The 11,366-nt window shown below is 44.6% G+C and carries 10 protein-coding genes; 2 read left to right on the top strand and 8 right to left on the bottom strand.

From position 1 onward, the window contains the following. The 6 genes from BVU_RS19415 to BVU_RS19390 all read right to left on the bottom strand — a co-directional run bounded on the left by BVU_RS19415 (position 1) and on the right by BVU_RS19390 (position 6,977). On the bottom strand, positions 1–1,386 hold the full coding sequence (locus tag BVU_RS19415; RefSeq protein WP_032945748.1) for a hypothetical protein: 1,386 nt from the start codon (positions 1,384–1,386) through the stop codon (positions 1–3). 252 nt (positions 1,387–1,638) lie between these two features. Further along, positions 1,639–3,297, bottom strand: coding sequence for an AMP-binding protein (locus BVU_RS19410; protein WP_005851623.1), 1,659 nt, complete (start codon positions 3,295–3,297; stop codon positions 1,639–1,641). A 176-nt stretch (positions 3,298–3,473) separates the two neighbouring features. After that, positions 3,474–4,448: a dihydroorotate dehydrogenase-like protein gene (locus BVU_RS19405; RefSeq protein ID WP_012055921.1), complete on the bottom strand. Its 975-nt coding sequence runs from the start codon at positions 4,446–4,448 to the stop codon at positions 3,474–3,476. Between the two features lie 13 nt (positions 4,449–4,461). Continuing rightward, a complete protein-coding gene (locus BVU_RS19400; protein ID WP_005841538.1) occupies positions 4,462–5,130 on the bottom strand; it encodes a YggS family pyridoxal phosphate-dependent enzyme in 669 nt (222 codons plus the stop codon). A 33-nt stretch (positions 5,131–5,163) separates the two neighbouring features. After that, entirely contained in the window at positions 5,164–5,646 is a 483-nt protein-coding gene (locus BVU_RS19395) for a DUF4494 domain-containing protein (RefSeq protein WP_005841540.1), read from the bottom strand. 95 nt (positions 5,647–5,741) lie between these two features. Beyond that, positions 5,742–6,977: a fucose isomerase gene (locus BVU_RS19390; protein WP_012055920.1), complete on the bottom strand. Its 1,236-nt coding sequence runs from the start codon at positions 6,975–6,977 to the stop codon at positions 5,742–5,744. Between the two features lie 165 nt (positions 6,978–7,142). Here BVU_RS19390 and BVU_RS19385 point away from each other — a divergent pair, with 165 nt between their 5' ends. Continuing rightward, positions 7,143–8,345, top strand: coding sequence for a pyridoxal phosphate-dependent aminotransferase (locus BVU_RS19385; protein ID WP_005851630.1), 1,203 nt, complete (start codon positions 7,143–7,145; stop codon positions 8,343–8,345). A 1-nt stretch (position 8,346) separates the two neighbouring features. After that, the gene (locus BVU_RS19380) at positions 8,347–9,591 is read left to right on the top strand and encodes an ABC transporter permease (RefSeq protein ID WP_005841546.1); all 1,245 of its coding nucleotides are present in this window, start codon (positions 8,347–8,349) and stop codon (positions 9,589–9,591) included. 346 nt (positions 9,592–9,937) lie between these two features. On the opposite strand, the gene BVU_RS19375 is transcribed toward BVU_RS19380, so the two are convergent. Both BVU_RS19375 and BVU_RS19370 read right to left on the bottom strand, forming a co-directional pair. Continuing rightward, positions 9,938–10,558, bottom strand: a complete 621-nt coding sequence (locus BVU_RS19375; protein ID WP_008782404.1) for a lysine exporter LysO family protein — start codon at positions 10,556–10,558, stop codon at positions 9,938–9,940. Then, on the bottom strand, positions 10,548–10,835 hold the full coding sequence (locus tag BVU_RS19370) for a LysO family transporter (RefSeq protein WP_008671218.1): 288 nt from the start codon (positions 10,833–10,835) through the stop codon (positions 10,548–10,550). Before BVU_RS19370 ends, BVU_RS19375 begins: the two co-directional genes overlap by 11 nt. Positions 10,836–11,366 lie beyond the last annotated feature (531 nt).

The raw sequence follows: 11,366 nt of genomic DNA, 5'->3' as shown, positions 1-11,366 counted from the left end.
TTAAAACAAGATAACACCTGCTTCGAAAATAGTTTTTTTTTCGTAGAACTTATTTTTATCATAGTAGCGCGTCATGCCGTAACCACCCGATGCAAAGAAACTGATTCTGGATTTGAATTTATATTCCAGATTGATACGGGCTTGCAATGAATACATGCGTTCCGGTGTTTCCGCATCTTCATTTTCAAAGTTTTCTATATGGAAATAACCTAAGTCGCCACTTAGTTCCAGTTTGGAGGCGATGGGATAGTAAAGACCGGCACGATAGAACACGCAGCCCGAAAATTTGTCATTCAAATCCAGATAGTGTGTACCGATACCCAGCATGGTATAACTCCGGCGGTTTTTAAAACGCACGGCAGCATTCAGTTTGCTGGTGTTACCTGCAAACAGCATCATCTGGATACGGGTTTTGGGAGTGATATTCACCAAACCTAGTTTATGGGCGGTAGTATCCTTGCTATGGTTGATGATTCCTATTTGTATTCCTTTTACATTCCCGCCACACAGGTTGAGTAAACCGATTTGCGCGCCGCTTACTTCTCCGGCGTAGTTGCCGGGAGCGAACTGCACACCGCGTAACTTGCCTTGGCAAACATTGGTCAGTCCTGAGAATTGCAGGGCATTTTCCGTCTTGACGGCGATATTTACCGCACCGCAAAGCTGCAAGCCTCTGATTTCTCCGGCAGCGATATTGCTGATGGCGGAGAATTGCATACCATTCACGTTTACACCTACATTACCAATGGCTGAGACTTGAGCGCCTTTGGCTTCTCCGCCACTGATATTGAGCAGGGTGGAAACTTGTGCTCCGTTCAGTTTCTCGGCAGATACGTTCATCAGTCCGCCGATAGCGACGCCATTTTGTGATTTTCCGGCAATGTTGGCCAAGCCGGCTATCTGAACTCCTTGGGCTTTGTTGCCGGCCAGATTCATCAGACCGCCGATGATAACTCCTCTTGATATGTTTCCGGCAATGTTGCCTAATCCGGAAATTTGGATACCGTTGGCTTTCCCTCCGGCAACATTCATCAGTCCGCTGAGCATGATGCCATTGGCATTGCCTCCGGCTACATTGGCAATACCTCCCAGTTGGAAACCGGAGGCGTGGCGTCCGGTAATGCTGGCAAGGCCGGAGATTTGGAAACCCGTCATATCGTTTTGTACAACACTGGATACAGCGTTGATACCGATTCCTTTCAGTTGATAGATATTTGTAAGCAGACCGATATTCAGATAAGTGGTTTTGACACTGTCTTTCTTCGCGGAAATGTTCAAGGAGATGTTGGGGCCTTTTTTAAGCTTGTCCTTTTTCTGGGCAAAAGCAGGAGTTGACATACCTGCACAATATCCTAAAAGGAGTATTGCTGCTATACGCATATTCATTTTCATACATTTTTAGTTTCTTGGGTGCAAATGTAATAAAAATGTAGATATAAGGGGGAATTATGGGGAGAATTGATCGGGGTGCAAGAGTAAAATTATGTTTTGTATTGTCTCCTTTCACGCATCATGATCCAGGTGTCCATATATGCGGATGTATAACCTGTAACATCTATAATGTATAGCCTGCAACATCTATAATCTTCAGACTTATACATTATATATGTTGCAGGCAGGTTCTTTTTCTGTCAGGTGTTATTTTACTTCCTGATATAAGAAACGTTTGATACTCTTTTTAGGAGTTTTCTCGAATTCTTCCGGATAGATTTTTACACGGGCTATTTGTGAATATGCAGGAAGTTCTGTATTCAAGTTGATACGGTTCTCTTCCATAGCCTGTGCTATCGCGTCATTATCCAGCCCATGAGCAAAGGCATCGTCGAAATCGGGATAAACCAAAGCCGCCAGTTTGCTGTCTGCCTGCTGTATGATAATGCTTTCTGAAACGAACGGCATGTTATTCAATTTATCTTCAATCTCTTCCGGATAAATATTCTGTCCCGATGGACCCAACAGCATGTTTTTGCTGCGTCCCTTGATGGTAACGTTGCCTTCCGCATCCATAACACCCAGGTCACCGGTATGCAACCAGCCGTCCTTGTCTATCACCTCGGCGGTAGCTTCGGGATTCTTGTAATAGCCTAACATTACATTAGGTCCTTTGCATACTATCTCACCTACTATATTCTCAGGGTCGGGGCTCAATATTTTGACTTCCATACGAGGAGCCGCCTTTCCGCAGGAACCCGGCTTGAAATATTTCCAATCTTCATAACAGATAATCGGAGCACACTCAGTCATGCCATATCCCACGGTATAGGGGAAATCTATACTTTTCAGGAACTGCTCTATTTCTTGATTGAAGGCGGCACCTCCTACAATAATTTCGTAGAAATTACCTCCGAAGGCATTTATCATCTGTTCGCGGACTGTGGCTTTGATTTTATCATTGATGATAGGAACTTTCAGTAAAATCTTCATAGCCGGGGTTTCCAGTTTGGGCAGTACATTCTTCTTGATGATTTTTTCGATAATCAATGGAACGGCTACTACCAGATTGGGTTTCACTTCGGAAAAGGCTTGGAAGATGATTTTCGGACTGGGGGTACGGGTCAGGAAATAAATATGGCATCCCACACAGAATTCATAAAGGAACTCGAAAGCCAGTCCGTACATGTGTGCCATAGGGAGCATGGAAACCAGCTTGTCACCCGGATTCATTTTCAAGACATCAAAAGCGAACTGGGTATTCGACCACAATGCGCGGTAAGGAATCATCACTCCTTTGGAATAACTGGTCGTGCCGGAAGTATAGTTGATCACAGCCAGTTCTTCCGGTGTATCCCGGCGGTAGCTGACATGTTCCCGGCGGAAATTGCGCGGATATTTCTTTCCGAACAGTTCGTTCAGATGATCGCGTGCATAGTCCAATTTGGAACTGCGGGAAACTAGCAGGGTATAGTCATTCATCAGGATAACCCCTTCTAACAACGGCATGGCATTTTCATTCAGATTCTCCCATACCATATCGCCCACCATCAGCAGGCGTGCTTCCGAGTGATTGACTATATTATGAATGTTGTCCGATTTGAATTCGTGAAGAATGGGAACAATCACTGCCCCGTATGTAACGGCAGCCAGGAAAGTAACTCCCCAATGAGAACTGTTGCGGCCACAGACAGCTATCTTGTCTCCTTGCTTGATGCCGCTTAATTCGAAGATGATGTGTAGCTTTTCTATTTTGCGGGCTACATCTTTATATTGTAATGTGGCACCTTTATAATCTGTAAGGGCATCCAAGTCCCAGTTTTTCTTTATACTGTCTTCCAGGAAGGCAATAAAACTCTGCTCCATTGTATATACTCTTTTGTTTATATTTTGCACAAACTTTAATCAAATGTGCAAATATAAGACTTTCTTTGGAGCATACAAATTAAACAGAAGGAAAAATAGTGATTAGTGGTTAGTGGTTAATGAGCTGCGCTGTGATGTCGCATGGATATGAACCACTAATCACTAACCACTGATTTTTATTCTTTGCTGCTGAAATACTTCATGAACTGTGTACGTTCAAACGGATTGCTGGCTCCGGTAGACAGTGCGTTCATCGAGCTCTTGAATTCGCTGATGTCCTTGTAGCCTTGCCGGTTCATCCATTGGGTCATTTCATTTGTCATATCTGCAATGGCCTGATTGCCTCTTTGGTAGATGACACTGCACAGTTCTACAGCCGAAGCGCCTGCCAGAATTGCTTTGACTATCGCTTTTCCATCGTGCACACCGCCCGAGATGGCATAGTCTGTCTGAGGAACTTGTGCCGAAGCGATAGCAGTCCAGCGCAGTCCGTTGGACAAGTCGGCAGGAGTACTGAATACATCGCCTGCAGAATATGTCATGGTGTCGATATTGATATCCGGCTGGTAGAATCGGTTGAACAATACCACAGCATTGGCTCCGTTGGCATAAAGCTGGTTGATCAGTGCGATGGGGTTGGTCAGATTGCTGCCCAGTTTCACAATGACGGGGATGGAAATCTGTTTCTTGATACTGCTTACGATATCGATATGACGCTGTTCGAAAGAACCGTATTGATATTCTTTTTCGGTCTGCAAGGAAAGGATGTTGATTTCCAGTGCGTCGGCTTCTGCTGCTTCCACGGTACGGGCAAAGTCTGTCCATTCTGAGTTGCTGAAGCAGTTGATGCTGGCAATGACAGGAATGGTGCAAAGCTTTTTAGTCTGTTCAATCAATGAAATATATTCGTTCAATGCATGAGAGCGTACATATGTGCTCAAGTAGTCATCTCCTTCGGGAGAGCCATAAGTAGCCATGTGATGTGCTTCCATCATGATCTGCTCTTCGAAAACTGATTTCAAAACAATGGCTCCGGCGCCTGCCAGCTCCAGTTTCTTGTTCTTTTCAGCGCTGTTTGTAAGGCTGGAACTGCTGATGATTATAGGATTGCGCAGTGACAACCCGGCAAAAGTGGTTTTTAATTGAGTCATATAAATAGTAGTTTTAATAGTTTCGTTCTCCAAAGATTTTGCTTCCTACCCTGACTAGTGTACTTCCGGCTTCCACTGCCAGCGGATAATCGTGTGACATACCCATGGAAATTTCTTTAAAGTATTCTGAATCAGAAAAATAGTTCTGCTTTATTTCTTTGAAGAATGTATTTAAGGAACAAAATTCTCTTTTGATTTGTTCGTCGTCATCCACATTGGTCGCCATACCCATCACTCCTGATAAGCGGACATTTTTCAAATCCTTCCATCCGCCTGTATCCAGCATTTCCCTGCATTCGTCAAAAGAGAAACCGAACTTCGTTTCCTCTTGGGCGATATGTATCTGCAATAAACAAGGGATGACGCGATGGACTTTGGAAGCTTGTTTATTGACTTCAACCAACAATTTATACGAGTCTATGGCATGTATCATAGCTACATAAGGGGCCATGTATTTGACTTTGTTTGTTTGCAGGTGGCCGATGAAATGCCATTCAATGTCTTTGGGCAGGGTTTCATATTTCTGAGTCATTTCCTGCACGTGGCTCTCACCGAAAATACGCTGGCCGGCAGCATACGCTTCTTCCAACGCCTCGTTGGGATGGAATTTGGATACGGCTACCAGGCGGACACCCGCAGGCAGTTCGGAAAGAACTTCTTTTAAATTTGCTTGAATGCTCATTATCTGTTATACTTTCTATTTTTTTATCAGGCTTTATTCGGTTTTTCCGGCATCCGGAAATTCAGGTTTCACATCCGGTTCGGCTTCGTATGGGTAAACATCCATGATGGCGGTTTCGGCTACGGACGCAATCACGTAGTCTGCCATTGTACCTTTCATTCCTTCGTCCAGTTTCTTTACAGCGTCGCGAAGGTCGGAAGCTTGTACCAGTACGGTAGTGGAGGTCTTTTTCTCTGCTCCGCTTTTTTCGTCCAGCGTAATGAAGAACAGCTTGCACTTAAACCAGCGGTCGGCTGCATCTTCTTCAGAGGGGAACAGTTCGCTGTAGTTGGCGCGTTTGATGTCCGAAACAGTGAACTCGCCGCTGATATACGGAGTGATTTCTTCAATAATACGGGCTTCTGCTTCAGTAAAGCTCAGCGCGTCAACCAAATAGGGTTCCGTTACTTTCTTATTCATGCCGTTTTCCATGACTTTTTCGTAACGTATCTTACATTCAAACCAAGTATGCATCATAAAAGTTTATTGTTTTATTGAATATTAAATTGGATACAAAGATACAATTTATTTAATCTTCGTCTCCCATTTTACTTAATTTCTTCATGCTTTCCTTATTCCACTAGTTTGCAGCTGTTCAATTGCATGAATTCGTGAATCACTTTTTCATGATCGCCCATTAATATGATGTGATGGTTACCCAAAGGATTACGCATAAAATAGTCTACGGGTTTGTCCAGTTTGATTCTTGCCTGGGTGCGGCAGGCATTGATGTAGTTGGTATTTTCTATCAGTTGGCCTGTGGAAACGAAATACTCGTCCAGACACTCTCCCGCGCATTTTATCATCGTGATGCCTCCCGGATGCAGAATACCCTGTATGGCTATCCCGGTCTCCGTTTCAAAATGATTCCGGATGATAAACTGATCCACCATTTTGGTGGCAATCGTACAGTGAGCCATCACTATTTCGTTCTGGTCATCGTTGATGAATGCCGGATTCGCCATGAATCCTGCCTGGCCGGTCAGTGTCTTGGCGATGAGCAGAGTAAAGATGGATTGCAAGTCTCCTTCACATCCGGCCGGGATGCCTTCATCATTCAGCAGGGCAAGTGCCAGACATCCGGTAGTTCCTAATTTCTCAATCAACGAGAAGCAGGAGAGGGTTACCGCATCCAGCTTTTTCTTTTCGCAGATTATTTTCACGGCCTGATAAAGACGCATGGCTTTCAGCAAATCTTCCGGAGTTCCTTCCCGGCAGGCAATGGCACGGTTGGCAAATACGGACGCCTCATATCCTATATCATCATCCTTTATCTGATAAAACAGACAATACACTTCCTCCATGGGGATATCAATGAACTCTATTCCCCAGCGGCGTTTGGCAAGCAGGTAATCTACATTGCTGGCCACCAGCCACGGAGAAGAATATCCAACAACTCCTATTCGTTTTCCTCTTACCTCGCGCTGGGCGGCGAAAGCCTTGTGATGATCTATCAGTTGTTTCACCATATTGGGGATAGTGCCATGAATAATATGTACTTTCATTCCTTTGCTGCGTATCCATGTAGCTATTTCCAGGGAAGCAGCCAGTGAGTTCTGTTGTCCGTCGGTCAGCAGATGGATAGGATAGGGAAGTAGTTCGAAGTGTTGGGTGACCATTTTTTCTACCCCGCCCGAAGCGATGAAAGCCATCCGGTAGGCATCTGCCGGAATACTTGCAGCCTCTGTATATGGTACCAGATGAAGCGTGAAAAACTTCTCGATTTCCACAAATAAATCTTTATGGCAATCATATACAGATTCAATTCTGTTCAAGGAGGACTGGAAGGTTATCAGGTATAGATTCATTTGATATTTTGCTTTGTTTTACTGGAACAAACTTACATGTTTTTTTTTAATAACCCTAAAAAATGCGCATTAAGATAACAAAGATTTAAATTCTTAATTAATTGTTTGCTCGGTTGGTTGCGAAAGTCTATCTTTGCACTTCGATTAAATAATTTTTATAACATTATGCCAATAATATCCATCAGAGGAAACGAGATGCCCGCATCGCCAATTCGCAAATTGGCACCGCTGGCCGATGCTGCAAAACAGAGAGGAATTCATGTGTATCACCTGAATATCGGTCAGCCCGACCTGCCTACTCCGCGAGCGGCCCTTGATGCGATTCGTAATATTGACCGTACCGTTTTGGAATATAGTCCCAGCCAGGGATACCGCAGCTATCGCGAGAAACTGGTGGGTTATTATAAGAAATATGACATCAACTTGTCTGCCGATGATATCATCATCACTACCGGAGGTTCGGAAGCGGTGCTGTTTGCTTTTCTGAGTTGCTTGAATCCGGGAGATGAGATCATTGTGCCGGAACCTGCCTATGCCAACTATATGGCGTTCGCCATTTCGGCCGGAGCCGTGATCCGCACGGTGACGACTACCATCGAGGAAGGGTTCTCCCTGCCGAAAGTGGAGAAGTTCGAGGAGTTGATAAACGAACGCACAAAAGCTATTCTGATCTGTAACCCGAATAATCCGACCGGCTATTTGTATACCCGCCGCGAGATGAACCAGATTCGTGACATGGTGAAGAAGTATGATCTTTACCTGTTCTCGGATGAAGTGTACCGCGAGTTTATCTATACCGGTTCTCCTTATATCTCTGCCTGTCACTTGGAAGGCATTGAAGAAAATGTGGTACTGATAGACTCGGTGTCCAAGCGTTATTCCGAATGCGGTATCCGTATCGGTGCGTTGATTACCAAGAATAAGGAAGTGAGAAATGCTGTCATGAAGTTCTGCCAGGCACGTCTGAGCCCTCCTTTGATCGGTCAGATTGCTGCCGAGGCTTCATTGGATGCCCCCGAAGAGTACACACGCGAGACGTATGACGAATACGTGGAGCGCCGTAAGTGCCTGATTGACGGGCTGAACCGTATTCCGGGTGTTTATTCGCCCATACCGATGGGTGCATTCTATACGGTTGCCAAATTACCGGTGGACGACAGCGAGAAGTTCTGTGCATGGTGTCTGTCGGAATTCAACTATGAAGGCGAGACGGTCATGATGGCTCCGGCTGCCGGATTCTATACCACTCCCGGTGCAGGCCGTAATGAGGTGCGTATTGCCTACGTGTTGAAGAAAGAGGATTTGGTCCGTGCGTTGTTCGTACTGCGTAAGGCATTGGAAGCATATCCCGGAAGGGTAGAAGACTGATATGGACTGGAAGCTCTTTATTGCCAGACGCATCTATCGCAGCAATGAGGGTGGAAAAGAGGTGTCCAAGCCTGCCGTCCGCATTGCTATGCTGGGCATAGCCATCGGGCTGGCCGTCATGATTGTGTCGGTAGCGGTGGTGATCGGTTTCAAACATGAGGTACGCGACAAGGTGGTAGGCTTGGGGTCCGATATCGTAATAACTAACTTCGACTCCCAGCAATCTTATCAGACGGTTCCCATCGTTGCCAACGACAGTTTGCTCCATCTGTTGAAAACACTGGAAGGAGTGAAGCACGTGCAGCGCTATTCCACCAAGCCGGGAATGATTATGACAGACGACAGCTTTCAGGGAATGGTACTGAAAGGTGTTTCTCATGAATACGACTGGAGGTTTTTAAAGAATCATTTGCAGGAAGGGGAAATTCCTGTTTTCTCGGATACTGCCTCTACCAATAAGGTATTGGTGTCCCGCACTATTGCCGACAAGCTTCATCTGAAACTGGGTGATAAAATCTATACCTATTATATAGAGGATAATGTGCGCGCCCGCCGTCTTACTGTCGCCGGCATCTATCAGACCAATTTTTCCGCATACGATGATTTGTTTCTGATAACCGACTTATATACGGTGAACCGTTTGAATGGCTGGCAGAAAGGGCAGGTGAGTGGTATGGAACTGGAAGTGAATGAGTATAGCCGGTTGGAGCCGGTGAAGGAGGAAATCCGTGCACGGGTGGATACGCAGGTGGATGCATACGGAGGTACTTACTATACTCAGACGGTGGAGGAAGTCAATCCTCAGATATTTGCATGGCTGGATTTGCTGGATATGAATGTGTGGGTTATCTTGTTTCTCATGACGGGGGTGGCCGGATTCACCATGATATCCGGTTTGCTGATTATCATTCTGGAGCGTACCAATATGATCGGGGTGCTGAAAGCATTGGGAGCTGATAATTTTGCTATCCGTAAGATATTCCTCAGTTTTTCTGTATTCTTGATAGGCAGGGGGATGCTATGGGGAAATATCATCGGGGTGGCATTATGCTTTATTCAATCTCAATTTCATCTTTTCAAACTGGACCCTGCCACTTATTATGTAGATCGTGTTCCTGTTGAATTCAACATTTGGATTTATTTGTTGCTGAATGTCTGTACTTTGCTGGTGTCGGTGCTGATGCTTGTCGGGCCGTCATTTCTGGTGACGCGTATTCATCCGGCAAAATCTATTCGGTTTGAATGAGAAGATTCTCTTTCTGCGTTTTCCGTATATCCGGTATTAATCCTTTTTTCCTATAATGCTAAGGTCTTTTTCCCTTATGATTAAGTCTTTTTATGCGGTAATGTACTACAGTCTCCTACAGTGAATCGTATAGTCCATTATAGTGGACTGTACGGTCTGATGTAATGGACTGTACAGTCTGTTGTGAAAGTCTGTAGTAGTTGATAGAAAGAAAAGACCTAATTGTTAGGAAGAAATGCTTTAGTCGGGCGGATGTGTTAGAACCAACCCTGCTGCGAATTCGTGACAGGGCCGGTTCTTTATAGAGAGAATGTAAAGTTACGTATAGTATGTCACTTCCTTCAGTTCACAGTTTGCAGAAGAAAGAAACGAAGAAAGGCATGCTTATGTTTATCAGTATGCCGTGGACGATGGCCACGGGTACGGCTTCCGGTCCGGAGCAGCGTGCGATGGCTGCCAGGGAAATGTCGGAAGAACCGATGCCCGCCGCCGAGATAGGCGCCAGATAACCGAAATATTTGCGGAAAAGGGGAGCTCCTATCAAGGCGGTCATTTCCCGGAAAATATTGGATAGTAGTGCGATGGTCCCCAATTCGGTAGCAAGCTGCACACCGATGGAGGGGGATTTGATCTGCGTGATAAGGATGGAGGAAACGGAATAATAGGAGAATCCGCTTCCGACAGCCATGCAGTCGAAAATACTCCAGCGGCTCAAGAGAAAGCCTCCGATGGCGGAAAACAGCAGAGTGCCGCTTACGGTGGCAAGGGGTACAAGCAGTGTTCTGAAATTGAGGGATAAGACAAACTGCCTGAGGTTGCGGTTGCTTCCAAGATTAATGCCGAGTAACAGCATCAGTACATATAGTACATATACAGAGGTTTGGTGTACGTCGAAGTCCACCGCATAGCTGACTCCGGCTACGCAGCCAAACAAGAAAAAGGCTAGAGTTACAAGACTACTTTTCACCGCTTGCCCCCTTTCCTTTGAAAAAGATGTGGTATACTGCAAGGGAGGCCATCATGCTGCCCAATATGCTTAATGAGGAGATGACGGCTGCCTGGCCGCAGAAGTAACCAAGATTGTCAATAATCAGTCTGTTAAGACCAATAGAGAGACCGAGTAAGAAAAGTAGCAGACAGACCACGATATGGATGAGAGGAGTGATCTTGCGTACTTGGGATTTGTGGCGTAAGGGATAGCCTATAAGGACTCCGACAGCCATTATAGAAATGAAAGTAAACATGAGATTCAACTGTTTTTCTGATTTTACAATATTACTTATAACACGCTTTTGGACAAACGCATTTACGGTATATTGGTAAAGTTGAAAGAACGGATGGACCAGATTATTTTCATACTTATGCTTTCAATTTGAAACTTTTTGTTGTTTTTAAAACGGGTGCAAAAGTAGAATAATTGTCTTTAATATGCAAATAATATACATATTAAATCTTATTGAAGCGAAATATGATATAAAACAAACAATATTTGTGATATTTCGTTGTAAAACGAAGGTTTTAAATTGTTACATTTATAGTTTTACCGAATAATATTGCATGTGCATGGGTGGGTGAAAACAATGAAAAAGGGGCTGTTTGGGGTGTGTTAGAGAATATGAAGCGATAAAAGGTTTCAATTTGTTATGCTGGATAATGTGATACTCTTCTGTTTTTTCAGGCAGTGATTACATTGGTGGAAAAGTGTTTCTTGCATAACCTTTCTTGGCGGATAAAAACAAATCAGGGTTTGTATAAACAAGCCCTGATTTGTTTTT

This window comes from Phocaeicola vulgatus ATCC 8482 (assembly GCF_000012825.1).
Classification (GTDB): Bacteria; Bacteroidota; Bacteroidia; order Bacteroidales; family Bacteroidaceae; genus Phocaeicola; species Phocaeicola vulgatus.
Note: the sequence above shows the minus strand (reverse complement) of the source record. Positions and strands in the feature narration are given on the sequence as shown.

What these genes read in the sequence shown, in the direction of transcription:
- BVU_RS19415 (WP_032945748.1), bottom strand. Translation starts at nt 1,386, where the DNA reads ATGAATATGCGTATAGCAGCAATACTCCTTTTAGGATATTGTGCAGGT.
- BVU_RS19410 (WP_005851623.1), bottom strand. Translation starts at nt 3,297, where the DNA reads ATGGAGCAGAGTTTTATTGCCTTCCTGGAAGACAGTATAAAGAAAAAC.
- BVU_RS19405 (WP_012055921.1), bottom strand. Translation starts at nt 4,448, where the DNA reads ATGACTCAATTAAAAACCACTTTTGCCGGGTTGTCACTGCGCAATCCT.
- BVU_RS19400 (WP_005841538.1), bottom strand. Translation starts at nt 5,130, where the DNA reads ATGAGCATTCAAGCAAATTTAAAAGAAGTTCTTTCCGAACTGCCTGCG.
- BVU_RS19395 (WP_005841540.1), bottom strand. Translation starts at nt 5,646, where the DNA reads ATGATGCATACTTGGTTTGAATGTAAGATACGTTACGAAAAAGTCATG.
- BVU_RS19390 (WP_012055920.1), bottom strand. Translation starts at nt 6,977, where the DNA reads ATGAATCTATACCTGATAACCTTCCAGTCCTCCTTGAACAGAATTGAA.
- BVU_RS19385 (WP_005851630.1), top strand. Translation starts at nt 7,143, where the DNA reads ATGCCAATAATATCCATCAGAGGAAACGAGATGCCCGCATCGCCAATT.
- BVU_RS19380 (WP_005841546.1), top strand. Translation starts at nt 8,347, where the DNA reads ATGGACTGGAAGCTCTTTATTGCCAGACGCATCTATCGCAGCAATGAG.
- BVU_RS19370 (WP_008671218.1), bottom strand. Translation starts at nt 10,835, where the DNA reads ATGTTTACTTTCATTTCTATAATGGCTGTCGGAGTCCTTATAGGCTAT.